The 26089-nt window shown below is 61.0% G+C and carries 23 protein-coding genes; all 23 read left to right on the forward strand.

Going from position 1 to position 26089, the window contains the following annotated elements:
• The first annotated feature begins 4 nt into the window (after positions 1-4).
• The 23 genes from flgJ to fliL all read left to right on the forward strand — a co-directional run bounded on the left by flgJ (position 5) and on the right by fliL (position 26082).
• On the forward strand, positions 5-1267 hold the full coding sequence (flgJ, locus tag HBO19_RS04410; RefSeq protein ID WP_170056956.1) for a flagellar assembly peptidoglycan hydrolase FlgJ: 1263 nt from the start codon (positions 5-7) through the stop codon (positions 1265-1267).
• Positions 1268-1277: 10 nt separating this feature from the next.
• Complete coding sequence (gene flgK / locus HBO19_RS04415) at positions 1278-3302, forward strand: flagellar hook-associated protein FlgK (protein ID WP_169955912.1); 2025 nt, start codon at positions 1278-1280, stop codon at positions 3300-3302.
• A gap of 14 nt (positions 3303-3316) precedes the next feature.
• Positions 3317-4936, forward strand: coding sequence for a flagellar hook-associated protein 3 (locus HBO19_RS04420; RefSeq protein ID WP_170042613.1), 1620 nt, complete (start codon positions 3317-3319; stop codon positions 4934-4936).
• Between the two features lie 268 nt (positions 4937-5204).
• On the forward strand, positions 5205-6134 hold the full coding sequence (locus tag HBO19_RS04425) for a ketoacyl-ACP synthase III (RefSeq protein WP_170042614.1): 930 nt from the start codon (positions 5205-5207) through the stop codon (positions 6132-6134).
• 285 nt (positions 6135-6419) lie between these two features.
• Entirely contained in the window at positions 6420-8189 is a 1770-nt protein-coding gene (locus HBO19_RS04430; protein WP_170056957.1) for a flagellin, read from the forward strand.
• 74 nt (positions 8190-8263) lie between these two features.
• A complete protein-coding gene (locus HBO19_RS04435) occupies positions 8264-8608 on the forward strand; it encodes a flagellar protein FlaG (protein ID WP_170042616.1) in 345 nt (114 codons plus the stop codon).
• Positions 8609-8691: 83 nt separating this feature from the next.
• Complete coding sequence (gene fliD / locus HBO19_RS04440; protein ID WP_169955917.1) at positions 8692-10056, forward strand: flagellar filament capping protein FliD; 1365 nt, start codon at positions 8692-8694, stop codon at positions 10054-10056.
• 139 nt (positions 10057-10195) lie between these two features.
• A complete protein-coding gene (gene fliS / locus HBO19_RS04445) occupies positions 10196-10585 on the forward strand; it encodes a flagellar export chaperone FliS (RefSeq protein WP_169955918.1) in 390 nt (129 codons plus the stop codon).
• Positions 10586-10610: 25 nt separating this feature from the next.
• Positions 10611-10907 (forward strand): flagellar assembly protein FliT, encoded by a 297-nt coding sequence (locus HBO19_RS04450; protein ID WP_057438799.1) that lies wholly within the window; start codon positions 10611-10613, stop codon positions 10905-10907.
• Between the two features lie 173 nt (positions 10908-11080).
• Entirely contained in the window at positions 11081-12556 is a 1476-nt protein-coding gene (locus HBO19_RS04455; RefSeq protein ID WP_169955919.1) for a sigma-54 dependent transcriptional regulator, read from the forward strand.
• Positions 12557-12666: 110 nt separating this feature from the next.
• The gene (locus HBO19_RS04460; RefSeq protein ID WP_178121051.1) at positions 12667-13878 is read left to right on the forward strand and encodes an ATP-binding protein; all 1212 of its coding nucleotides are present in this window, start codon (positions 12667-12669) and stop codon (positions 13876-13878) included.
• 6 nt (positions 13879-13884) lie between these two features.
• Positions 13885-15264: a sigma-54 dependent transcriptional regulator gene (locus HBO19_RS04465; protein ID WP_170056958.1), complete on the forward strand. Its 1380-nt coding sequence runs from the start codon at positions 13885-13887 to the stop codon at positions 15262-15264.
• Between the two features lie 131 nt (positions 15265-15395).
• Positions 15396-15725, forward strand: coding sequence for a flagellar hook-basal body complex protein FliE (gene fliE / locus HBO19_RS04470; RefSeq protein ID WP_169955921.1), 330 nt, complete (start codon positions 15396-15398; stop codon positions 15723-15725).
• A 16-nt stretch (positions 15726-15741) separates the two neighbouring features.
• Positions 15742-17517, forward strand: coding sequence for a flagellar basal-body MS-ring/collar protein FliF (fliF, locus tag HBO19_RS04475; RefSeq protein WP_170042618.1), 1776 nt, complete (start codon positions 15742-15744; stop codon positions 17515-17517).
• Complete coding sequence (gene fliG, locus HBO19_RS04480; protein WP_029292514.1) at positions 17510-18529, forward strand: flagellar motor switch protein FliG; 1020 nt, start codon at positions 17510-17512, stop codon at positions 18527-18529. The genes fliF and fliG overlap by 8 nt, the downstream gene beginning before the upstream one ends.
• 10 nt (positions 18530-18539) lie before the next feature.
• Positions 18540-19304 carry a flagellar assembly protein FliH gene (gene fliH, locus HBO19_RS04485; protein ID WP_169955925.1) on the forward strand — a complete coding sequence of 255 codons (765 nt, stop codon included), beginning with the start codon at positions 18540-18542 and terminating at the stop codon, positions 19302-19304.
• Positions 19294-20652 carry a flagellar protein export ATPase FliI gene (gene fliI / locus HBO19_RS04490; protein ID WP_169955926.1) on the forward strand — a complete coding sequence of 453 codons (1359 nt, stop codon included), beginning with the start codon at positions 19294-19296 and terminating at the stop codon, positions 20650-20652. The genes fliH and fliI overlap by 11 nt, the downstream gene beginning before the upstream one ends.
• 6 nt (positions 20653-20658) lie before the next feature.
• The gene (gene fliJ / locus HBO19_RS04495; RefSeq protein ID WP_057444567.1) at positions 20659-21108 is read left to right on the forward strand and encodes a flagellar export protein FliJ; all 450 of its coding nucleotides are present in this window, start codon (positions 20659-20661) and stop codon (positions 21106-21108) included.
• A gap of 467 nt (positions 21109-21575) precedes the next feature.
• Positions 21576-21878, forward strand: a complete 303-nt coding sequence (locus tag HBO19_RS04500) for an STAS domain-containing protein (RefSeq protein ID WP_169955928.1) — start codon at positions 21576-21578, stop codon at positions 21876-21878.
• Positions 21875-23587, forward strand: coding sequence for a fused response regulator/phosphatase (locus HBO19_RS04505; protein ID WP_170056959.1), 1713 nt, complete (start codon positions 21875-21877; stop codon positions 23585-23587). Before HBO19_RS04500 ends, HBO19_RS04505 begins: the two co-directional genes overlap by 4 nt.
• A gap of 30 nt (positions 23588-23617) precedes the next feature.
• Positions 23618-23959 (forward strand): Hpt domain-containing protein, encoded by a 342-nt coding sequence (locus HBO19_RS04510; RefSeq protein ID WP_169955932.1) that lies wholly within the window; start codon positions 23618-23620, stop codon positions 23957-23959.
• 90 nt (positions 23960-24049) lie between these two features.
• On the forward strand, positions 24050-25369 hold the full coding sequence (locus tag HBO19_RS04515; RefSeq protein ID WP_170056960.1) for a flagellar hook-length control protein FliK: 1320 nt from the start codon (positions 24050-24052) through the stop codon (positions 25367-25369).
• Positions 25370-25578: 209 nt separating this feature from the next.
• Positions 25579-26082 carry a flagellar basal body-associated protein FliL gene (gene fliL, locus HBO19_RS04520; protein ID WP_169955936.1) on the forward strand — a complete coding sequence of 168 codons (504 nt, stop codon included), beginning with the start codon at positions 25579-25581 and terminating at the stop codon, positions 26080-26082.
• The last annotated feature ends 7 nt before the right edge of the window (positions 26083-26089 follow it).

Below are 26089 nucleotides of genomic sequence, written 5' to 3' on the forward strand. Positions count from 1 at the left end.
GGTCATGGCCATGGACATGCGCAAGAGCGGTATCGCCAGCACGGCAGACTCGGGGTCTTACTCCGACCTGAACCGGCTTAACCAGCTCAAGTTCGGCGACAAGAACAGCGACGGCAACATGCGCAAAGTGGCGCAGGAATTCGAGTCGCTGTTTCTCAACGAGATGCTCAAATCCATGCGCTCGGCCACCGATGCCCTGGGCAAGGACAACCCGCTGAACACGCCGGCGGCCAAGCAGTATCAGGAAATGTACGACCAGCAACTGGCGGTCTCGCTGTCTCGCGAGGGTGGCGGTATCGGCCTGGCGGACGTTTTGCTGCGCCAGATGCAAAAGAACAAGCCGGTGGAAGGGCAGGCCTCGACCCTGCAGGGCCCGGACGCGGCAGAGAAGAAGGTCGACGTGCCGACCCCGATTGCCGCCGGCACCCTGGCGGATGGCCCGCTAGGCCGTTCCAATGGCCAGCGCGCGCTGTGGGCGGCGCGGGTCGAAGTGGCGCCACGGGCCGATGAAGGCACCCTGCGCAATGACATGGCCCTGATGAATCAGCGGCGCATCGCCTTGCCGAGCAAGCTCACCGATCGCCTGCTGGCCGGTATCGTGCCAGGTGTCGAGGCGCCGGCTGCTGCCAAGGCGGCGCCACTGCGCAACAGCGCGGCCGAAGATGGTGTGATCAACGGTGCCGCGCGCACCTTTGCCGCCCGCGATTCGCGCATGCAGGTCTACGGCCGCGCCGTGGCCCAGCCACCGCTGGCCCCGGCGAAAAAAGCCTTCACTTCCCAAGACGAGTTTGTCGCCACCATGCTGCCCATGGCCAAGCAGGCAGCCGAGCGCATTGGCATCGACCCCCGCTACCTGGTGGCCCAGGCCGCCCTGGAAACCGGTTGGGGCAAATCGGTGATGCGCCAGCAAGACGGCAGCAGCAGCCACAACCTGTTTGGCATCAAGGCCGGGCAGAGCTGGCAGGGCGCCCAGGCGCGCGCGATCACCAGCGAGTTTCGCAATGGCGAGATGGTCAAGGAAACGGCGCAGTTCCGTTCCTACGACTCGTACCAGGACAGCTTCCACGACCTCGTGACCCTGTTGCAAAGCAATGATAGATATCAAGAAGTTTTGAAGTCGGCCGATAACCCGGAACAGTTTGTACGCGAGTTGCAAAAAGCCGGTTATGCAACGGATCCGGACTACGCCAGCAAGATTTCGCAGATCGCCAAAACCATGAACAGCTACCAAAACTACGCTGCCGCTGGCGCATCCACTCATTTATAAGGTTTGAACCATGGGTTTGCTCAATATCGGGATGTCAGGACTCAATGCGGCTCAGGGATCGCTTGCGACCTTGAGTAACAACATTGCCAACGCCAAGACCCCTGGATACTCGCGTCAGCAGACCATGCAGACGGCCAATGGCATGTCCGGGGTCGGCGGGGTCTTTGTCGGCACTGGCACGACGCTGTCGGATGTGCGCCGGGTATATAACCAGTTCCTCGACACCCAGTTGCAGACCACCACATCGCTGAACTTCGACGCCAAGGCCTACCTGGACCAGATCGGTTCGGTGGATAAGCTGCTGTCCGACAAGTCCACCGGGGTCGGTGCGGCCTTGAACAGTTTCTTCGCCGCGTTGCAGACGTCCTCGGCAAACCCTAGCGACAACTCCGCGCGCCAGTTGGTCTTGACCATTGCCCAGACCCTGGGCAACCGCTTCAACTCGATTGCGACCGAACTGAATAAACAGAAAGAAGGCATCAACAGCCAACTGGAAACCATCACCGGCCAGGTCAACCAGTTGACCTCCTCGATTGCCGCCCTCAACCAGCAGATTTCCCAGGCCAAGGGCCAGGGCAACGGCGAGCCGGCGAACCTGCTGGATGCGCGCAACGAAGCAGTGCGCTCGCTCAACGAACTGGTGGGGGTCAAGGTCACTGAGGCGGACGGCCACTTCAATGTCTCCCTGGGCACCGGGCAAACCCTGGTCGCGGACGGCGTGTCGAACAAGCTGTCGGCGGTGCCGAGCAAGGATGACAAGAGTCAGTACTCGGTGGTGTTGACCACCGGTGGGCAACCGATGGACGTCAGTTCGGTGGTCAGCGGTGGCTCCATTGGCGGCTTGCTGCGGTATCGCCAGGACGTGCTGATGCCGGCCATCAACGACCTGGGGCGTACCGCCATGGTTGTCGGTGAAGCGGTCAACACCCAGCTGGGGCAGGGCCTGGACGCCAACGGGCAGTTCGGCGCCGCGCTGTTCAATGACATCAACAGTGTGTTTGCCATCGGCCAGCGCAGTGTGGGCGGCTCCAGCAACAGTGCGAACTCCGGCAACCTGAACGTCACGATCAAAGACACCAGCAAACTGAGCACCTTTGACTACAAGGTGACCTTCAGTGACGACAAGAATTACACCGTGCTGCGTTCGGACGGTAAGTCCATGGGCACCTTCGACATCACCCAGGCGCCACCGGAAATCGACGGCTTCACCCTTGCCCTGGATGGCAAGGGCCCGGTGGCTGCTGGCGATACGTTCAAGGTCAGCCCGACCGCCGGTGGCGCCATGGACCTCAAGGTGGTGATGACCGACCCCAACAAGCTGGCGTTTTCTGCGCCGCTGCTGGCCGAGGGCAACAAGAACAACAGCGGCACTGGCGTGTTTGATCCGCCGACCCTGACGCTGCCCCTGGATATCCATGGCGGTGCCGACACGGCGCAGTTGGAAGCGGCAATCAAGAGCTCGATGCCGGTTAAGATGACCTTTGGCGAGCGTGCCGCCGATGGTACCCAGAGCTATGTGATCAATAATGCCCAGGGCCAGCCCATTGGCACCGGTACCATCGTGCCCGGTCAGGACAACAAGCTGACGATCAATGTGCCCTACGTCGACGGCGCCGGTAATGCGAAGACGTTCGGGGTCAACACAGTGATCCGTGGCGAACCCAAGCCGGATGATAGCTACACCGTGTCGTTCAACAGCAGCGGCAAGCTCGACAACCGCAACGCCCTGCAATTGCTCGACCTGCAAACCCGCAAGACCGTGGGCGCCACCGATGGCAACGCCGGCGTGAGCATGAGCACCGCGTACAGCCAGTTGGTCTCGTCCGTGGGCGGCAAGGCCAGCCAGGCCAACGTCGACAACAGCGCGACCAGCGCCATGCTTGCGGCCGCCACCTCTAATCGCAGCTCCGTGTCCCAGGTCAACCTGGACGAGGAGGCCGGCGACATGATCCGTTTCCAGCAGTACTACACCGCGTCGTCGCAGATCATTAAAGCTGCGCAAGAAACCTTCAGCACGCTGATCAACAGTCTTTAAGGGAGTTTGAGACGATGCGAATCTCGACCGAACAGTATTTCAATACCACGACTGCGCGTTACACCAACAACTTCTCCAACGTCATCAAGACGCAGCAGCAGATCGACTCCGGCGTGCGTATTCAAACTGCGGCGGATGATCCTGTAGGAGCGGCGCGTTTGCTACTGCTGCAACAGCAGCAGGACATGTTGGGGCAGTACGCCGGCAATATCGGCAGCATGAAGAACTCGCTCAACAGCGAGGAAAGCGTGCTTGACGCTCTCGACACTGCGCTGCAGCGTGCCAGTGAACTGTCGCTGAAAGTGGCGGGTAAGGGCGGTGGCGGTATCAGCGATGCCGAGCGCAAGACCGTGGCCGCCGAAATCGGTGAAATCGAGAAGCAGGTGCTGAGCCTGCTCAACAGCAAGGACTCGTCCGGTCATTACCTGTTTGCCGGCGGCAAGAGCGATACGCCGCCCTACGCCCGTAACAGCGACGGCACCTACAGCTACCAGGGTGACGAAACGCCCCTGAGCCTGAAGGTCTCGGACACTTTGTCGATGGTGGTCAACGACACCGGCAAGTCGATCCTCGAAGGCACGGTGAATGCTGGTCGCACCCAGGCCATCGGTAGTGTCAACGATGGCAAGGTGCTGGTCTCGGGCGGCATCGTGACCTCGCCGTCGACCTACGACAGCAGCTTCACTGGCGGCCAGCCGTACAAGCTGACCTTTATCAGTAGCACCGAATACACCGTGTCGGATGCGGCGGGTAACGACATCACGTCGCAAACCCCGGGCAACGGCAAGTTCGATGCGACCAAGGAAGGCAGTGCGTCGGTCACCGTGCGCGGCGTGACGTTTGATATCGGCCAGAACCTGGGCGACGCCAAGCCCGGCGCCGAAGCGGACGCGATCTACAAGGACCGCGAATTCACCCTGCAAAGCAAGCCGGACAGCTTCAGTGTCTCGCGCACGCCGAGCAACCAGTCCTCGGCGCAGTTGGCGGGTGGCACGGTCACCAGCCAGGCTGACTACAGCAGCACGTTCCCGAACAAGGGCGCGGTGATCAAATTCACCTCGGCCACTGCTTACGAGGTGTACGCCCAGCCGATCACCGCCGACAGCAAGCCGGTCTCCAACGGCACTGTGGTACCTGGCACGCCAGCGCAGCCGGGGCCACCGCCGGTGCCCGCGACACCAGACAGCATCACCGCTGCGGGCGTGAAGTTCGACCTCACCGGCGCGCCAGACATCGGTGACCAGTTCGCCGTGGGTTCCAATACCCACAAGACGCAAAACGCGCTGGATACCCTCAGCCAGTTGCGCCAGGCCCTGGAAACCCCGTCCGACGGCAACCCGCTGGCCCAGGCCATGGTGACCGATGTGGTCAACGCGGCCATTACCAATATCAAGGCTTCGCAGGTTCAGATCGATAGTGTGCGCGGCTCCATTGGCGCGCGGATGAACTCGCTGGCAATTCAGGAAACGGAGAACACCAGCATGGTTCTGGCCAACAAGTCGACCATCGCAGTCATTGGTGACACCGATATGGCTGGAGCCTCGATTGATCTGGCTTTTCAGAAGGCAATGTTGGAGGCCTCGCAGTTGGCCTTTGTGAAAATCTCTCAGCTGAGCCTGTTCAGCAAGATGTAAACGCTTGAGCAATCCCCGACGGCCCACCGTGGAAACACGGTGGGCCGTCGTCGTTTCTAGCGCAGGCTTTTGAACAAAGCGCACAAAAATGAGTGACCTATGAGTCATAAAGCGCATCTTCACTGTATCGTGTGAAAAGGCCAGACCGCTTTGCAGGCTTTGGCTTCGGTAGTTTCGGCGGGTTTTTGCGGGGTTATCCCCTTTATTGTCAGCGCTCCTGAAGGGTTTTCAGGGGTGTTCTCCAGCTATTTTGTATTGGGAAGCCACAATGATTGGCATAAAAAGCATCGCCAGCTACGTGCCGGCAGAAGGGCTGGACAACTACGCCCAGGGTGCAAAATTCGCCAAGGATGAAGAGTTCATCATTGGCAAGATCGGCTCGGCGTTCCTGCCGCGCAAGGATGCTGCACAGGAAACCTCGGATTTGTGCGTCGAGGCAGTCAATGCCTTGTTTGCCAACAACCCCGGGCTCAAGCGTGAGTCGATTGACGCGCTGATCGTCGTGACCCAGAACGGCGACGAAGAAGGGCTGCCGCACACCGCCGCCATCGTCCAGGACAAGCTGGGCCTGCCAACCCACGTCGCGGCCTTCGATATTTCCCTGGGCTGCTCCGGCTACGTCTACGGCATCTACGCGATGAAAGGCTTCATGGAAGCCGCCGGCCTGAAAAACGGCCTGCTGGTGACCGCCGACCCGTACTCGAAGATCGTCGACCCGGAAGATCGCAACACCACCATGCTGTTTGGCGACGCCGCCACCGCTACCTGGATGGGCGAAGACGCTCCCTGGCAGCTGGGCAAGGCCAAGTTCGGCACCGACGGCTCCGGCGCACCGCACTTGAAGGTCAGCGATGGGGTGTTCTTCATGAATGGCCGCCAGGTCTTCAACTTCGCATTGCTCAAAGTGCCGGCGCATTTGCACGAGCTGCTCAAAGAGTCGGACCTTGTGGCCGATGACATCGACGCGTTCTGCATCCACCAGGGCAGTGCGGCGATTGTCGACGCCGTGGCCCGCCGTTTTGAAGATGCACCGGTGGAGAAATTCATCAAGGATATGGTCGAGACCGGTAACACCGTGTCATCGAGCATTCCGCTGCTGCTGGAAAAGCACGTGATGGACGCCGAGTGGAAGCGCGTGGCCCTGAGTGGGTTTGGCGTTGGCCTGTCGTGGGGCTCGGCGATTATCTATCGGCCGTGATGCTTTGATAGGCTGCATAAAAAACGCCCAGGGTCGAAAGATCATGGGCGTTTTTTTATGCGCGTATTGAGGCGGTGTTCTGGCGCCAGTAACCCGTGATCGCTGGCATTTTGACCATCTATAAGGCCTTGAAATACAAGGGGTGGCACAGGGCTAGTAAAAAAATTCAAAAAAATCCTCAAGCAACCTGCATTCACGACGATAACTATTACGAAGGTTCTCTAGGCCACACCCGGCGGTTGCCAGGGCCGGAAGCCGCAGTATCCAACCCACGAGGATTTCGTCATGGCTTTATCAGTAAACACCAACATTACATCGTTGACCGTTCAGCGGAACCTGAACAAAGCCGGCGATGCCCTGGGCACCTCGATGACCCGTCTGTCTTCCGGCCTGAAAATCAACAGCGCCAAAGACGACGCCGCTGGCATGCAGATCGCTAACCGTCTGACTTCCCAAGTCAAAGGCATGACCGTTGCCATCGCCAACGCCAACAACGGTACTTCCATCGCCCAGACCGCTGAAGGCGCGATGCAAGAATCCACCAACATTCTGCAACGTCTGCGTGAACTGGCTCTGCAGTCCGCGAACGGTGATAAAAGCGACGCTGACCGTGCTTCCTTGCAGCAAGAGTTTACGGCTAAATCCGGTGAGCTGACTCGTATTGCTCAGACCACTACTTTCGGTGGTCGTAAACTGCTGGATGGCTCCTTCCAGAACGTTGGCTTCCAGATCGGTGCTGATGCCAACCAGACTATTTCGTTTGGTATGAGCGACCTGAGCGCTGCGGGCCTGAAGGGTACTTACAGCGAAGCAAATGTAAAAGGTGCAACCACCTCCCTATCGGCTTCCGTTACTGCTAATGCTGTAACGCTGCCAGGTGGTACTCCAGCAGTCACTACCACTACTCCGTTCACCTCTACCGGTAACGCTGCGTGGGGCACCATCCCAGCTGGTGGTGAAACACTGACCATCAACTCTAAAGCGGTAACGCTGACAGCTGGCATGACGTTGACTGCAGCCATTACTGCAATCAACAACACCGCAGATATTGGTGTTGTTGCAAGCGACGATGCCGGCAAGCTGAAACTGACCTCTGCTGCGGCAATCACTGTAGCTGGTGGTACTGCCAACAGCGGTATGACTACTCCAGTTGCGGTTGCAGGTACTACTACCACTACCCCGGCTGTGCCTGGCAAGCTGGACGCTAAAGCTGAGATTAATATCAATGGCAAAAACGTTGCCTTTGCTGTTGGTGACGACCTAGCTGCAATCGCTGGCAAGATCAACACTGCGGCCGCTGATGTAGCTGGCCCGCCGATTGTTCCTGGCACTGGCGTTACCGCCACTGTTTCTTCGGAAGGCCGCTTGCTGCTGAGCTCCGCTGATGGCAAAGCTATCAAGCTGGGCAACGGTACTGGCGTAGCTACAAATGGTGGTGCTGGCGCACTGGCCAAGTTGGGTCTGTCGGCCGGTACTACTGAAGCCAAGCTGGGCACCGCTACTTCGGTAAGCTTGAACGGTACTGAAGTGAAGTTCACTGCTGGTTCGACCATGGCTGACATCGTGTCGTCCATCAACAGCGCCAGTACCGGTGTGACTGCCAGTAAAAACGCTGACAACACCCTGAACCTGTTCTCCACCAAAGACATCACTGTTGCTGACGGTAGCGCCGGTACTGGCTTGGCTACCTTGGGTCTGACCGCAGCGTCTGCAACTCCGACCGCAGCTACCACCATGGACACGACTGTTGCTGACCTGAGCATTCTGAGCGCAACCTCTGCTCAACAAACCATCCAGGCTCTGGAAGGCGCGATTCAGCAAGTGGATAGCCAGCGTTCGCAACTGGGTGCTGTACAAAACCGTTTCGACAGCACCGTGGCCAACCTGCAAAGCATCTCTGAAAACTCCACTGCTGCCCGTAGCCGTGTACAGGACGCCGACTTCGCTTCTGAAGCCGCTGAACTGACCAAGCAGCAAACCCTGCAACAGGCTTCGACTGCGATCCTGTCCCAGGCCAACCAACTGCCATCCGCTGTTCTGAAGCTGCTTCAGTAATAGTCGGTATCGGTTGATTAACGGAAGGGCGCGTCTACGTGCCCTTTCGTTTTTTTCAGTTTTGAGGTGATGACATGGACATGAGCATCAAGCTGAACGCGTCTTACCCGGCTGGGACAACCCAGGCCCCTAGCGCTTCCGTCACGCCGGTCAAGCCTGCGCCGGAGAATGACTCGGCTTCCACCGAGGCCCCGCAGCGTGTGGCATTAGAAAAAGCTGTAACCGATATTCGCGAGTTTGTGCAGGCTACCCAGCGTAACCTGGACTTTTCCATCGATGACACCACCGGTAAAGTGGTCGTCAAGGTGATCGCCACCGACAGTGGCGAAGTGATCCGCCAGATTCCATCGGAGACCGCGCTGAAGCTGGCGCAGAACCTGAGCGATGCCAGCAGTCTGTTGTTTGATACACGGGCTTGAGTTGGCACGAAACATGTTTCTGATTGCTGTCTGGGCGTTCATCCGCCAATAAAGCGGCAGCCGCAGGACAAGGAGAAAAGCAAATGGCTAGTTCAACGATTTCCGGCCCGGGTTCGGGCTACGACACGCAGGCTATCGTCAAGGCGTTGGTGGGGGCGGAAAAAGCGCCAAAGCAATCCCAAATCACCAACCAGCAAAAAATTACCACAACTCAGTTGTCGGCAGTTGGCACTGTAAAGAGTGCGCTGGAAGCCTATCGGGCGGCGATCGCCAAGTTGAACAACGTGTCAGCCTTCAATGGGCTGGCGGCTACCTCGTCCGAAGATAAAAACATCAAGGTTACACTGGGTGATGCAGCCTCCAGTGGCAAATACGTGGTTGTGGTAAATGACTTGGCGACTTCGTCCAAGGCAACCACTAAGGTATTCACTGGTGCGGCAGCAGTAGCCAACCCAACTGAAGAAAACCAGACGCTGACTATCACTCAGTCGGGCAAGAATTACGACGTATTGATACCAGGCGGCGCGACCCTGCAACAAGTGCGTGAGTCGATCAACACCCAGCTGTCTGCCCAAGGTATCAGTGCCAACGTGTTGAGTGACTCCAACGGCGCACGCCTGGTGATTGGCTCAAGCAATACCGGCGTTGGAACCGACATCACATTGAGTGGCAACGCAGACCTGGCAGTTGGTTACGACAAGGGGCCAGTCGCGCAGAACGCGAAGTACACCATCGATGGTATTGCCATGGAGTCCACGAGCAACAAGGTGACTTCTGCTATCAGTGGTGTGACGTTGGACTTAGTAGCGGCTGACAAAACCAAGCCAATCACCATCAACGTTGAAAGCAACACGGCTACGCTGAAGACCTCGGTGCAGTCCTTTGTCACGGCGTACAACGCCCTGATGACGAGTATCAATGCCCAGACCAAGGTTACCGCCACCGGCGATGCTGCGACTACCACGGCTGGCGCCTTGACCGGTGATGCGTCGATGCGCGACCTTGTTTCCAGCGTGCGCAGTGAATTGGTCAACGGTTCGGGCGGGGGATCTATTAGCAGTCTTTCCCAGATGGGTATCACCACGGATCAGAAAACCGGCTTGTTAAGCCTGGACGATAAGTCGTGGGATAAGGCAGTGGTTAAGGGGGCGGCTGATATTGCCAAGCTCTTCACGGGTACCAATGGCTTGATTTCGCGTATGACCAAGGTCACCGATTCCTACGTCGGTACCACTGGGACGCTGGCCTCTCGTGTCACGGATCTCAATAACAAGTTCACGGCTCTGACAACCCAGCAGGCAGACCTTGATCGGCGCATGGAGAGCTTGCAGACGAGCCTCATGTCCAAATACACGGCGATGGACACGATGATCGCCAAGATCAATGCCAGCAGCTCCAGCATCATGACCACTCTCAACTCGCTGAATAATCCCAAATCATCGAGCTGATCCCGGGCTGGCTGACGTGCTCAAGAAGGGTACGTCAGCTCCTTCGGGGGGCGAGTGCTGGATTAAAGTTTTTTACGTCCTGGTCGAAAAACTGGTTAGAGCAAACCTATTCGCCCATGGCGTGTAACGAGGTAGCAACATGAACCCGATGAAAGCCCTTCGCCAATATCAGAAGGTTAACTCCCACGCTCAGGTGTCCGAGGCCAGCCCTCACCGCCTGATCCAGATGCTGCTTGAGGGCGGCCTTGATCGTATGGCTCAGGCCAAAGGGGCAATGGCCCGTGGCGACGTGGCTCAAAAATGCGTACTGATTGCCAAGGCTATCGACATCATCACTGGGTTGCGTCAAGGGCTCGATGAAGAGAAGGCTGACGATCCTGCCGCGATCCAGCAGTTGGACAGTCTGTACGAATATATGAATACACGTCTGGTTCAAGCCAATTCCAGCAACGATCCCGAAATTATCGACGAAGTTGCCCGCCTGATGATCACCGTGAAACAAGGCTGGGATGCCATCGCGCCACAATAAGGCCGTCGGCCTTGAGGAACACAGCATGAGCCACGCACTGCAACGGATTGACGAAACCCGCGACGCTTTGGTTGGCGCACTGGCAGAGCGCAATTGGGATGCGATCAGCGAATTGGACATGGGCTGCCGTGTCTGGATCGACGAGGTGCTCAGCGAAGCGCCGGTGGACGAGGACGCGCTGCGGGAGAAGCTGGAAAGCCTGTTAGCGGTCTACCAGCAGTTGCTGGAAGTGACGACCGGCGAGCGCCAGGCGATATTTGAAGAGATGTCGCAGATCAACCAAGCGAAAAATGCGTCAAAGGTTTACCATCTGTTCGGCTGATCTGGCTCAGTTAATCCGAACATAGTGCGTCATAAATTTGACTGCTCGCATAATTTTGACTTAACTAGTGCTATTTTCAGACGTCAGGTATCCGTAGCGCAGAAAACGCCTACAGCTATCTAGATTGCCCCGATTCGAGGGCATTAGAGTTTTACTAGGGAAGTTGCTATTGCATGTGGCGTGAAACGAAAATTCTGCTGATTGATGACGATAGCGTCCGTCGCCGCGACTTGGCGGTGATTTTGAATTTTCTTGGCGAAGAAAATTTGCCCTGCGGTAGCCACGATTGGCAGCAGGCGGTCAGCTCTTTGTCGTCGAGCCGTGAAGTCATCTGTGTGCTGATCGGGACGGTAAACGCTCCTGGCGCAGTTCCTGGCCTGTTAAAGACACTCTCAACCTGGGATGAGTTCCTTCCGGTGTTGCTGATGGGCGATATTTCTTCCGTGGATTTGCCGGAAGACCAGCGCCGCCGTGTGCTTTCCACCCTGGAAATGCCCCCCAGCTACAGCAAATTGCTCGACTCCCTGCACCGTGCCCAGGTCTATCGCGAGATGTACGACCAGGCCCGCGAGCGTGGACGTCACCGCGAACCCAACCTGTTCCGCAGCCTCGTCGGCACCAGCCGTGCGATCCAGCACGTGCGCCAGATGATGCAGCAAGTGGCCGATACCGATGCCAGCGTGCTGATCCTCGGCGAGTCCGGCACCGGCAAGGAAGTGGTCGCGCGTAACCTGCATTACCACTCCAAGCGCCGCGACGGACCTTTCGTGCCGGTCAACTGTGGGGCGATCCCTGCGGAGCTGCTTGAAAGCGAACTGTTCGGCCACGAGAAGGGCGCCTTCACCGGGGCGATCACCAGCCGTGCCGGGCGTTTTGAGCTGGCCAACGGCGGCACCCTATTCCTCGACGAAATCGGCGATATGCCGCTGCCGATGCAGGTCAAGCTGCTGCGCGTATTGCAGGAGCGCACTTTCGAGCGTGTGGGCAGCAACAAGACCCAGAGCGTCGACGTGCGCATCATCGCGGCCACCCACAAGAACCTCGAAAGCATGATCGAGGTCGGCAGCTTCCGCGAAGACCTGTACTACCGCCTCAACGTATTCCCCATCGAGATGGCCCCGCTGCGCGAGCGCGTGGAAGACATCCCGTTGCTGATGAACGAACTGATCTCGCGCATGGAACACGAAAAGCGCGGCTCGATCCGTTTCAACTCTGCCGCGATCATGTCCCTGTGCCGCCACGGCTGGCCGGGCAACGTGCGCGAGCTGGCCAACCTGGTGGAGCGCATGGCGATCATGCATCCGTACGGGGTGATCGGTGTGGTCGAGTTGCCGAAGAAATTCCGCTACGTCGACGATGAAGACGAGCAGCTGGTGGACAGCCTGCGCAGCGACCTCGAAGAACGCGTCGCGATCAACGGCCACACCCCGGACTTCGGCGCCACCGCCATGTTGCCGCCCGAAGGCCTGGACCTGAAGGACTACCTCGGCAGCCTCGAACAAGGGTTGATCCAGCAGGCCCTGGACGACGCCAATGGCATCGTTGCCCGTGCCGCCGAGCGCCTGCGCATCCGCCGCACCACCCTGGTGGAGAAGATGCGCAAGTACGGTATGAGTCGGCGTGAAGGTGATGAACAGGCGGATGATTGACGCCTGTTTTTCAACCTGTTGAAAAATAAGGATATTTTTTTAGGCACGGGTATTGCTATAGCACTCGCAACGTTCCGTTTAACTGACGGTCAGCCAAGCGAGAGAGCACGATGCCCCACGCCGCCCACCTTTCTTCAGTCCCTGACACCCAGGGACTTGTCCCGTCCGTAGAGCAGATCAGCCGGCAAGGGCTTGAGCAGGCGTTTTCGCTGTTCAGCCAGATGTCCAGCCAGTTGACGGACTCCTACAGCCTGCTGGAAGCCCGGGTTTCGGAGCTCAAGGGCGAGTTGGCGGTGGTCAGCGCCCAGCGCATGCAAGAGCTGGCCGAGAAAGAGCGCCTGGCCAACCGCCTGCAAAACCTCCTCGACCTGTTGCCCGGTGGCGTGATCGTGATCGACGACCAGGGCCGCGTGCGCGAAGCCAACCCGGCAGCCTGCGACCTGCTGGGCCTGCCGCTGGAAGGCGAGCTGTGGCGCCATGTCATCACCCGCTGCTTTGCCCCCCGTGAAGACGACGGCCACGAAATTTCCCTCAAGGATGGGCGCCGCCTGTCCATCGCCACCCGTTCCCTGGATGCCGAGCCCGGCCAACTGGTGCTGCTCAACGACCTGACAGAAACCCGGCACCTGCAGGACCAATTGGCGCGCCATGAACGCCTGTCGTCCCTGGGGCGGATGGTCGCTTCTCTGGCGCATCAGATTCGCACGCCGTTGTCCGCCGCGTTGATCTACGCCAGTCATTTGACTGATGAGCAATTGCCAGCCGCCACCCATCAGCGGTTTGCCGGGCGGCTCAAAGAGCGCCTACATGAGTTGGAGCATCAGGTGCGCGACATGCTGGTCTTCGCCCGGGGCGAGTTGCCGCTGACCGACCGCGTCACGCCCGCCGCCTTGCTGCAGGCGCTGCAAGCCGCCGCCGCCACCCATGTCCAGGAAGCGTCGGTGCGCTGGCAGTGCGACAGCCATTGGGGCGAGTTGCTGTGCAACCGCGACACCCTGGTAGGCGCGCTGCTCAACCTGATCGAAAACGCCAGCCAGGCCAGCGGCCCGGGGGCGCGGCTCAAAGTGCACCTGTACAGCCGCGGGCAAACCCTGCGCCTGTGCATCAGCGACAGCGGCAGCGGGATTGATCCGGCGGTGCTGCAACGCCTGGGCGAACCTTTCTTTACCACCAAGACCAACGGGACCGGCCTGGGGCTGACCGTGGTCAAGGCAGTGGCCCGTGCTCATCAGGGAGAATTGCAGTTGCGCTCCCGTGTGGGGCGCGGCACCTGTGCATTGATAACGCTGCCGCTGTTTTCAGGCGCGGCAAGCGCGGAGTAAGGATAAATGGCTATCAAGGTTTTACTGGTTGAAGACGATCGCGCCCTGCGTGAAGCACTGGCTGACACGCTGCTGTTGGCGGGCCATGACTATCGGGCGGTCGGTTCGGCCGAGGAAGCCTTGGCGGCGGTGGAGCAAGAGTCCTTCAGCCTGGTGGTCAGTGACGTCAACATGCCCGGCATGGACGGTCACCAGTTGCTCGGCCTGCTGCGCGCACGCCAACCGCAACTGCCGGTGCTGTTGATGACCGCCCACGGCGCGGTAGAGCGCGCGGTCGATGCCATGCGCCAGGGCGCGGCGGACTACCTGGTCAAGCCATTCGAGCCCAGGGCGCTGATCGAGCTGGTGGCGCGCCATGCGCTTGGCGTGGTGGGCGCGGCAGACGGCGAGGGCCCGATCGCCTTCGAGCCGGCCAGTGCGCAATTGCTCGAGCTGGCGGCCAAGGTCGCCCGCAGTGACTCCACGGTGCTGATCTCTGGTGAGTCGGGTACCGGCAAGGAAGTGTTGGCGCGCTACATCCACCAGCAATCCCATCGGGCCAGCCAGCCGTTTATCGCGATCAACTGCGCGGCAATCCCCGACAACATGCTCGAAGCCACCTTGTTCGGCCATGAAAAAGGCTCGTTCACCGGCGCCATTGCCGCCCAAGCCGGCAAGTTCGAGCAGGCCGATGGCGGCACCATCCTGCTCGACGAAATCTCCGAAATGCCCCTGGGCCTGCAAGCCAAGCTGCTGCGCGTGCTGCAAGAGCGCGAAGTGGAGCGGGTGGGGGCGCGCAAGCCGATCCAGCTGGATATCCGCGTGGTCGCCACCACCAACCGCGACCTTGCCGGCGAAGTGGCGGCGGGGCGCTTTCGTGAAGATCTGTTCTACCGGCTTTCGGTGTTCCCGCTGGCCTGGCGCCCGCTGCGTGAGCGCCCGGCCGACATCGTGCCACTGGCCGAGCGCCTGCTGAGCAAGCACGTCAATAAAATGAAGCACGCCCAGGCGCGCCTGTCGGCCGAGGCCCAGGCCTGCCTGATCAGTTACCCATGGCCTGGCAACGTGCGCGAACTGGACAACGCGATCCAGCGCGCGCTGATTTTGCAGCAGGGCGGCCTGATCCAGCCCCAGGACTTCTGCCTGGCCGTCGGCGCCGGTTCTGCGCCGATGCCGAGCCTGGCCCCAGCCCCGCTGGAAAGCGCCCCGGCCGAGGCTGCCGGTGGCCTGGGCGACGACCTGCGGCGCCGTGAATTCCAGATGATCATCGACACCCTGCGCGCCGAGCGTGGCCGGCGCAAAGAGGCGGCCGAGCGCCTGGGCATCAGCCCGCGCACCCTGCGCTACAAGCTGGCGCAAATGCGCGATGCCGGGATGGATGTGGAAGCGTTCCTTTTCGCCAGCTGAGATACACATTGGCTGACAAGGTTTGTTGGCTTTTCTTACGAGTTGCCAGGGAGCTGGCACCCTTGTTGCTACTACCCGTACTAACCGCTGCGTAGTGTCAAAAAATTGCGGGTCGTCGGAGAGAGAAGTTCATGAGCCAAGGTGTTGAGTTCAATCGGTTGATGTTGGATATGCGTTCCATGCAAATGGACGCCATGTCCCAGCCGAAATCCGTCGCGCAAGTGCCGGAATTGGGCCAAAGCAGCTTTGCCGACATGCTCGGCCAAGCCATCAACAAAGTCAGCGACACCCAGCAGGCGTCCACTCAATTGTCGACGGCCTTTGAAATCGGCAAGAGCGGCGTGGATCTCACCGACGTGATGATCGCTTCGCAAAAAGCCAGCGTTTCCTTCCAGGCTCTGACCCAGGTGCGTAACAAGCTGGTTCAGGCTTATCAAGACATCATGCAGATGCCGGTTTAAGGACGAGATTTAAGTCATGGCAGAAGCAGTCGTGGATAACGTACCCGCCAAGACAGACGGCAAGCCGCCGCTGTTTGGCCTGTCGTTCCTGGAAAACCTCTCCGAAATGACCATGTTGCGTCAGGTGGGCCTGATGGTCGGCCTGGCTGCCAGCGTGGCGATTGGTTTTGCCGTGGTGTTGTGGTCCCAGCAGCCCGATTACCGGCCGCTTTATGGCAGCCTGGCGGGGATGGATGCCAAGCAGGTCATGGAAACCCTGGCCGCCTCCGATATCGCCTACACCATCGAACCCAACTCCGGCGCCTTGCTGGTCAAGGCCGACGACGTCGCCCGTGCCCGCCTGAAGCTGGCCGGCGCGGGTGTGGCGCCGACCGATGGCAACATCGGCTTTGAGATTCTCGATAAAGACCAGGGCCTGGGTACCAGCCAGTTCATGGAAGCCACCCGCTACCGTCGCGGCCTGGAAGGCGAACTGGCGCGCACCATCGCCAGCCTGAATAACGTCAAGGGTGCCCGTGTGCACCTGGCCATCCCGAAAAGCTCGGTATTCGTGCGCGACGAGCGCAAGCCCAGCGCCTCGGTATTGGTCGAGCTGTTTGCCGGGCGCTCCCTGGAGCCGGGCCAGGTCCTGGCCATCGTCAATCTGGTGGCGACCAGCGTGCCCGAGTTGAGCAAGTCGCAGATCACCGTGGTCGACCAGAAGGGCAACCTGCTCTCCGACCAGGCGGAAAACTCCGCGCTGACCATGGCCGGCAAGCAGTTCGACTACAGCCGCCGCATGGAAAGCATGCTCACCCAGCGTGTGCACAACATCCTGCAACCGGTGCTGGGCAACGACCGCTACAAGGCTGAAGTGTCTGCCGACGTGGACTTCAGCGCCGTCGAGTCGACTTCCGAGCAGTTCAACCCCGACCAGCCGGCCCTGCGCAGCGAGCAATCGACCAGCGAGCAGCGCACCGCCGCCAATGGTCCGCCGCAAGGTGTACCCGGCGCCCTGAGCAATCAGCCGCCAGCCCCGGCCAGTGCCCCGCAAACCACCGGTGGCGCCGCCGCGACCGCCAGTGCCGTGCAGCCGGGCCAGCCACTGCTGGACGCCAACGGCCAGCAAATCATGGATCCGGCCACCGGCCAGCCGATGCTCGCGCCATACCCGGCCGACAAGCGTCAGCAGTCCACCAAGAACTTCGAGCTGGACCGCTCTATCAGCCACACCAAGCAACAGCAAGGGCGCTTGAACCGCCTGTCGGTGTCGGTGGTGGTGGACGACCAGGTCAAGATCAACGCCGCCAACGGCGAAACTACCCGCGCGCCGTGGACCGCCGATGAATTGGCGCGCTTCACCCGCCTGGTGCAGGACGCCGTGGGCTTCGATGCCAGCCGTGGCGACAGCGTCAGCGTGATCAACATGCCGTTCTCCCTGGAGCGCGGCGAGGTGATCGCCGATATTCCGTTCTACTCTCAACCCTGGTTCTGGGACATCGTCAAGCAAGTGCTGGGGGTGTTGTTCATCCTGGTGCTGGTGTTTGGCGTGCTGCGCCCTGTGCTCAACAACATCACCGGCCACGGCAAGAAGCAGTTGGCGCCGTTCGGCGATGTCGAGTTGGGTGGCATGGGCGGCCTGGATGGCGAACTGGCCAACGACCGCGTCAGCCTCGGCGGGCCGCAGAGCATTCTGCTGCCAAGCCCGAGCGAAGGGTATGACGCGCAGTTGAATGCAATCAAAAGTCTGGTGGCAGAAGATCCGGGTCGTGTGGCCCAGGTCGTGAAAGAGTGGATCAACGCAGATGAGTGATAATCGAGCCTCTGTTGCCAAGCTGACCCGGGTCGACAAAGCCGCCGTGCTGTTGCTGTCCCTGGGTGAGACCGACGCGGCCCAAGTGCTGCGCCATATGGGCCCCAAGGAAGTGCAACGGGTCGGCGTAGCCATGGCGCAGATGCGCAACGTGCACCGCGAGCAAGTCGAGCAGGTGATGAGCGAGTTCGTCGAGATCGTCGGCGACCAGACCAGCCTGGGCGTCGGCTCCGACAGCTATATCCGCAAGATGCTCACCTCGGCCCTGGGCGAAGACAAGGCCAACGGCCTGATCGACCGCATCCTGCTGGGCGGCAACACCAGTGGCCTGGACAGCCTCAAGTGGATGGAGCCGCGGGCGGTGGCGGACGTGATACGTTACGAGCACCCGCAGATCCAGGCGATTGTCGTGGCTTACCTGGACCCGGACCAGGCCGGCGAAGTACTCGGCCATTTCGACCACAAGGTGCGCCTGGACATCATCCTGCGCGTCTCGTCGTTGAACACCGTGCAACCGGCGGCCTTGAAAGAACTGAACACGATCCTGGAGAAGCAGTTCTCCGGCAACTCCAACGCGGCCCGCACCACCCTGGGTGGTATCAAGCGCGCGGCCGACATCATGAACTTCCTCGACAGTTCGGTGGAAGGCCAGTTGATGGACTCGATCCGCGAGATCGACGACACCCTGTCGGTGCAGATCGAAGACCTGATGTTTGTGTTCAACAACCTGTCCGATGTCGACGACCGTGGCATCCAGGCGTTGCTGCGCGAAGTGTCCTCCGATGTGCTGGTGCTGGCCCTCAAGGGTTCGGACGAGGGCGTCAAGGAAAAGATCTTCAAGAACATGTCCAAGCGTGCCTCCGAACTGTTGCGCGACGACCTCGAAGCCAAGGGCCCGGTGCGCGTCAGCGACGTGGAAACCGCGCAGAAAGAAATCCTCACCATTGCCCGCCGTATGGCCGAAGCCGGAGAAATCGTTCTCGGCGGGAAGGGCGGCGAAGAAATGATCTAAGGCCCAGCGCATGTCGAACAATGATGAGACGCCCAGCGATCTAATTCGCGCCCGGGACGTCGGCGGGTTCGACGTCTGGTCGCTGCCCAGCTTCGACCCGCACAAGCCTGAGCCCGAGCCTGAGCCGGTGGAAGAAGTGCCGGTGGAAATGGAAGAAGTGCCCCTGGACGAAGTCCAGCCACTGACCCTCGAAGAGCTCGAAAGCATCCGCCAGGAGGCTTACAACGAAGGCTTTGCCACTGGCGAGAAAGAAGGTTTCCACAGCACCACCCTCAAGGTCCGCCAGGAAGCTGACGCGGCCCTCAGTGTGAAACTGGCCAGCCTGGAGCGCCTGATGGGCAGCCTGTTTGCGCCGATTGCCGAGCAGGACTCGCAATTGGAAAAAGCCATGGTGGGCCTGGTGGAACACATCACTCGCCAGGTTATCCAGCGTGAACTGGCGCTGGACTCCAGCCAGATTGAAAGCGTGATGCGCGAAGCCCTCAAGCTGCTGCCCCTGGGCGTCGGCAACGTGCGGCTGTACATCAATCCGCAGGATTTCGAGCAGGTCAAAGCCCTGCGCGAGCGCCATGAGGAAACCTGGCGGATTGTCGAGGATGCCGCGTTGCAGCCCGGTGGTTGCCGGGTCGAGACCGAGCACAGCCGGATCGATGCTACGGTCGAGACGCGCATCACGCAGATCATGGCCAAGCTGTTCGACCAGTTGCACGAACAGGCCCTGCACCCAGCGGCGCCCGACCTGAGCACCGACCTGGACGCGCCTGATGCGCCTTGACCGCACCAGCTTCGCCAAGCGCCTGGGCGGTTATATCGAAGCCACCGAGTTGCCCGGCCAGCCGATCCTTGAAGGCCGCCTGCTGCGCATGGTCGGCCTGACCCTCGAAGCCGAAGGCCTGCGCGCCGCCATGGGCAGCCGCTGCCTGGTGATCAACGATGACAGTTACCACCCGGTACAGGTGGAAGCGGAAGTCATGGGCTTTTCCGGCAACAAGATTTTCCTGATGCCCGTCGGCAGCCTCGCCGGCATCGCGCCGGGCGCGCGGGTCGTGCCGCTGGCCGATACCGGGCGCCTGCCGATGGGCATGAGCATGCTCGGGCGGGTACTCGACGGCGCCGGCCGTGCGCTGGACGGCAAGGGCGGGATGAAGGCCGAAGACTGGGTGCCGATGGACGGCCCGACCATCAACCCGCTCAAGCGCAACCCCATCAGCCAGCCGCTGGACGTGGGCATTCGCTGTATCAACGGTTTATTGACGGTCGGTCGCGGCCAGCGCCTGGGCCTGTTCGCCGGTACCGGCGTGGGCAAGAGTGTGCTGCTGGGCATGATGACGCGCTTTACCGAGGCCGACATCATCGTGGTCGGGCTGATCGGCGAGCGGGGCCGTGAGGTGAAGGAGTTCATCGAGCATATCCTCGGTGAAGAAGGCCTCAAGCGCTCGGTGGTGGTGGCGTCCCCGGCGGACGACGCGCCGCTGATGCGTCTGCGCGCGGCCATGTACTGCACGCGGATTGCCGAATATTTTCGCGACAAGGGCAAGAATGTCCTGTTGCTGATGGACTCGCTCACGCGTTTCGCCCAGGCCCAGCGGGAAATCGCCCTGGCCATTGGCGAGCCGCCGGCGACCAAGGGTTATCCGCCGTCCGTGTTCGCCAAGCTGCCCAAGCTGGTGGAGCGGGCGGGGAATGCCGAGGCCGGTGGCGGCTCGATCACGGCGTTCTACACCGTGTTGTCCGAAGGCGATGACCAGCAGGACCCGATTGCCGACTCGGCGCGGGGCGTGCTCGACGGGCACATCGTGCTGTCGCGGCGCCTGGCCGAGGAAGGGCATTACCCGGCCATCGATATCGAGGCCTCCATCAGCCGGGTCATGCCGTCGGTGGTCAGCGCCGAGCATATGACCCGCGCCCAGCAGTTCAAGCAGTTGTGGTCGCGCTATCAGCAGAGTCGCGACCTGATCAGCGTCGGCGCCTATGTGGCCGGCGGCGACCGCGAGACCGACCTGGCGATTGCCCTGCAGCCGCAACTGGTGACCTACCTGCGCCAGGGCCTGAACGACAACATCAGCATGGCCGAAAGCGAAGCGCACCTGGCCTCGGTGTTCGCGCCTGCGCCTGGCGGTTAATCGGCCATGGCAACCAGTCGCGCCGCGCGCCTTGCTCCCGTGGTGGAGATGGCCGAAAGCGCCGAACGCACCGCCGCCCAGCGCCTGGGGCATTTCCAGGGCCAGGTACGCCTGGCCGAGAGCAAGCTGGGCGACCTGGAGCGCTTTCGGGGCGAATACCAGCAGCAGTGGATCGATCGCGGCAGCAAGGGGGTTTCCGGGCAGTGGCTGATGAACTACCAGCACTTTCTCAACCAGCTGGAAAGCGCCGTCGGCCAGCAGCGCCAGAGCCTGGCCTGGCACCAGAACAACCTGGACAAGGCCCGCGAAGGCTGGCAACAGGCCTACGCCCGGGTCGAAGGCCTGCGCAAGCTGGTGCAGCGCTACATCGACGAAGCACGGGCGCTGGAGGACAAGCGCGAGCAAAAGCTGCTCGATGAACTGTCTCAGCGCCTGCCGCGTCAGGATCAATACTAGCCACGCCGGCAGGCAAAAATTGCGATAGCTATGAGTATCTATACAACCCAAGAACCATCGAAGAGTTGTGTAGAGGCTCATGCTGCGCTAGCGGTGGATCAGTCGCTCATTTGTTTCTGATAAACCGCTATCCAGGGCTTGCCCTAATGCCAGTCAGTCAAGCCCGCTCCCACACTTGATCTGTGGTGGTGCCAACATTCTCTGCCCCAGTGAGATCCCCTGTGGGAGCGGGCTTGCCCGCGAAAGCGGCAGTCCAGTCACTACTTCTGGCACCTGATCCACCGCCACCGCAGGCAAGCCACACACATTTGATCTTCACTGCGTTGAGCATTGCGTTCGCTTGACTGATCAGCATCAGGCCAAGCCCGCACCACCCAAGCGCGCCGCCCATTTGATTGCGTTTCTTGCCCACTCTGCGATCACCTGCTAAACCTTGTTGCACCTACCCACGACAAGGAAGCAGTCGTATGTCAGTCGCGTCAGAAGTGTCCCTGGATGGGAAGGAGTTGACGATCGCAATCAAGGGCCGGTTCGATTTCGGCAGTCACCAGGCCTTTCGTGATGCCTATGAGCGGTTCTACAAGGTCCCCCAGACCTACATCGTGGACTTGAAAGAGGCCACCTATCTCGACAGTTCGGCCCTGGGCATGCTCCTGTTGCTGCGCGATCATGCGGGTAACGCGGCAGATGTGCGTGTGATCAACAGCAACTCTGACGTGCGCAAGATCCTCGCGATCTCCAACTTCGACAAACTGTTTGCTATCAGTTGAGCGCCCAGGCTCCCGAAACCCTGACCGTGCTGATCGCTGAAGACAGCGCTACCGATCTTTTGTTGCTCTCGACCATCGTGCGCGGCCAGGGCCATCAAGTGCTCACCGCCAGTGACGGCGCGCAAGCGGTGCAGGTATTTGCCCGCGAGCGCCCGCAGTTGGTGTTGATGGATGCCTTGATGCCGGTGATGGATGGCTTCGAGGCGGCCCGGCAGATCAAGCAGTTGGCCGGCGAGGCGCTGGTGCCGATCATCTTCCTCACGTCCCTGCGTGAGAGTGAAGCCCTGGCACGCTGCCTGGATGCCGGCGGCGATGACTTCCTGGCCAAGCCCTACAACCGGATCATCCTGGCGGCGAAGATCAATGCCATGGACCGCCTGCGCCGGTTGCAGGCCACCGTACTTGAGCAGCGCGACCAGATCGCCCGGCACCATGACTACCTGTTGCATGAGCAGCGGGTGGCCAAGGCGGTGTTCGACAAGGTCGCCCACTCCGGCTGCCTGAATGCCGCGCGCAACATCCGTTACCTGCAATCGCCCTATGCGCTGTTCAATGGCGACCTGCTGCTGGCGGCCTACACGCCGTCGGGCGATATGCATGTGTTGCTGGGCGATTTCACCGGCCATGGCTTGCCGGCCGCCGTCGGCGCGATGCCCCTGGCCGAGGTGTTCTATGGCATGACCGCCAAGGGCTATGGCCTGGCGCAGACCCTGCGGGAGATGAACGCCAAGCTTAAGCGCATCCTGCCGGTGGACATGTTCTGCTGCGCCACGCTGCTGTGCCTCAGTGTGCAGCGGCGGGTGGTGGAGGTGTGGAACGGCGGCATGCCCGATGGCTATGTGCATGACGTGGCCACGGGGCGCCGAACGCCGCTGGTGTCGCGGCATTTGCCGCTGGGCGTGCTGGCCCCCGAGGCCTTTGATGACCGCACCGAGGTCTGGCCGATGGCCTTGGGCGACCGGGTGTTCCTGCTGTCTGATGGCGTGATCGATACTGCTGATGCCAACGAGCAATTGTTTGGGGTGGAGCGCTTGCAGCAGGTGTTTTCTGCCAACCGCGAGCCCGAGCGCCTGTTTGTCGAGATCGAGCAGGCGCTGGCCGCGTTCCGTGGCCAGGTGCGGGACGATATCAGCATGGTCGAGATCCGTTTGCTGGCCGAGCAGCCCCTGTACCCGGCGACCCTGCTGTACACCGACAGCGGGCAGTCGTGCCCGCTGGACTGGTCGGTGAGTTTCGAGTTTCGGGCCGAGACCCTCAAGCGTTACAACCCGTTGCCGTACCTGTTGCAGTTACTCCTGGAAATCCACGGCCTGCGCGGCCAGAGCGGGGCGCTGTACAGCGTGATGGCCGAGCTGTATTCCAATGCCCTGGAACATGGTGTGCTGGGCCTGGACTCCCAGCTCAAGCGCGATGTGCAAGGCTTTGCCCGCTATTATCGCCAGCGCAACGAGCGGCTCGACCAGTTGAGCAGTGGCTACGTGCGTGTGCACCTGGACGTGGTGCCGACCGAGGCGGGCGGGAGCCTGAGCCTGCGTATCGAAGACAGCGGCCCGGGCTTTGATGTGGAAAAAGTCCTGGCGCGCCCGCTGGATGTCGACCGCCTGTCCGGGCGCGGGCTGAGCCTGGTGCGGCAACTGAGCAGCAATGTACGCTGGGCGGATGGCGGGCGCAGTGTGTGCGTGGAGTTTTGCTGGGTGGCTCTGGCATAATCCGCCGATTCTTGATCAAGGAGCGAACAAGTGACGCACAAACATATGGACCGTGAAGTGTTGGTGGGTTTGCAGGAAGTGATGGAGGGCGACTATCCCCATTTGCTCGACACCTTCCTCGATGACTCGCAAAAACGTGTCGAAGCCTTGCGCAAGGCCCGCGATGACGCCAAGGCGCTGGGGCGCATAGCCCACAGCTTCAAAGGCAGCAGCGGCAACCTCGGTGCGGTGCGCCTGGCGCGCCTGTGCCAGCGCCTGGAGGTCGAGTCGGCCAAGAATGAGATTAGCGACCTGGGCAATCTGGTCGACCAGATTGATCACGAGTTCGCGTTGGTCAAGCCGCTGTACGAGTCGGAGCGCCAGCGCTTCTAGGGTTGGCGGGGCTGGTTGGAAAAGCTGGCCCGACTTTTGCTCTCTATCTTCTGCCTGCGCCCTCGACCCTGCGCAGCGGAGACCTGACTTATGCCTCTAGCCCCCAACTCGCTCCTGCAGGCCGCTCCCGCGGTCAAGCCGCAGGCTTCCCCCGCCAATGCGCAGGCAACGGCCGCGGACACGCGGGCCAAAGCGCCAGGCTTTGCACAGGTGTTCGCCAAGGAGTCCAAGGCGCCCCCCGCCAAGGCTGTGGATATGGCGCCCAAGCCCAGCCGCGACAAGCCGACCGACACCAGCGCGAAGAAGGATGTCGGCAACGACAAGCCTGCCGCTGGCACTCCAGCCGTTGCCGATAGCGGCAAGACTTTGCCTGCCACGCCGCCCGCCAAGGCGGACGCGCCAGCCAGCAGCGATGACGATAAAAATACCGACAAGGACCTGGCGCAAGCCCAGCCGCCAGCGGTCGATGGGGTGGTCGATCCGGCCTTGATCGCGGCCGTGACACCCGCACCGGTAGCGGTTCAGACCGCCGTGGTGGAGGAAGTCGCCACGCCGCTGCTGACCACGCCGCCGGTCACTGAAGAAGTTGCACCTGCCTTCGACCCGGAAGCCGACCCGCTGGACTCATTGCCGGCTGTGCGCCTGGCGATGGAGCAGGGCGGTCATGTGTCCGCCAGCAGCCAGGCTACGCAAAAGAACCTGCCAACCCAGGCCGAACCTACCGCCGCGCAGAACTTCAGCAACGGCCTGGCGACCATGGTCGACCAGCAGGCGGCCAAGGACAGCACCGACCAGGGTGGCGAAAAGGCCTTTAGCGGCCTGCTCGAAGACGGCCTCAAGGACTTGAAGGGCGCGAGCAGCGACACCCGCGTCGATGACTTCGCCAATCGCCTGGCCGCCCTGACCCAGGCTGCCACGCCCAAGACCGCCAACGCCTTGCCACTGAATAACCAGCCACTGGCCATGCACCAGGGCGGCTGGACCGAGGAAGTGGTGAACCGGGTCATGTACCTGTCCAGCGCCAACCTCAAGTCTGCCGATATCCAATTGCAGCCTGCCGAGCTGGGGCGCCTGGATATCCGCGTGAACATGACGGCCGATCAGCAGGCCCAGGTGAACTTCATGAGCGGCCATGCCGCCGTGCGCGAGGCCCTGGAAAGCCAGTCCGGGCGCCTGCGGGAGATGTTCGCCCAGCAGGGCATGGGCCAGGTCGACGTGAACGTGTCCGACCAGTCCCGTGGCTGGCAGGGCCAGGGCCAGGAACAACAGCAGAACCAGGCGCGGGGTGTCAGCGGCAGTGGCGGACACAGCGACGGGCATGATACGGGCCTGGCTGGCGAAGTCACCGAAGTGGCGGCACCGATAGCCCAGTCCGTCATCGGCTCCAGCGCCGTGGACTACTACGCCTGACCTGAAACTGGCGCCGATCAAAATGTGGGAGCTGGCTTGCCTGCGATAGCGGTGTGTCAGCGACATAGTTCGCGCCTGATACACCGCTATCGCAGGCAAGCCAGCTCCTACATTGACGCGTTCCCCCTCACCGCAGACAACTCTGGCATAACACTTGCTCTTGCCTTCCCGTGGATCTATGAAACCCCGAATAGTGACGGATTATTGGCATGGCGAAGAGTGACGACGCAGCAACAGCACCTGCAGCAGGCAAGGGCAAGCTCAAGATGATCCTGCTGATTGTCGTGGCCTTGTTACTGGCCATCGGCGTGTCGGTGGGGGCTACCTGGTACTTTATGCACAGTGCCCAGAGCAAGCCGGTACCTGCGGCCGAGACTGCCAGCAACGTCAAGCAACCGGCAATTTTCGAGCAGATGCTCCCGGCCTTTGTCGCCAACTACAACCAGAACGGTCGCCAGCGCTACCTGCAGGTGAGTATTTCCCTGCTGGCGCGCAACCAGGCGGACCTCGATGCGCTCAAGGTGCATATGCCGGTGATCCGCAACAACCTGGTGATGCTGTTCTCCGGGCAGAGTTTCGATAGCCTGGCCACCCCCGTGGGCCAGGAAATGCTGCGCCAGAAAGTCACGGCCAGCGTGCAGGAAGTGGCCCAGAAAGAACTGGGCAAAGTCGTGGTCGAGCAGGCGCTCTTCACTAATTTCGTATTGCAGTAGGATCACG

Origin of the sequence: Pseudomonas sp. WS 5021, from assembly GCF_012985535.1 — a bacterium.
Classification (GTDB): Bacteria; Pseudomonadota; Gammaproteobacteria; order Pseudomonadales; family Pseudomonadaceae; genus Aquipseudomonas.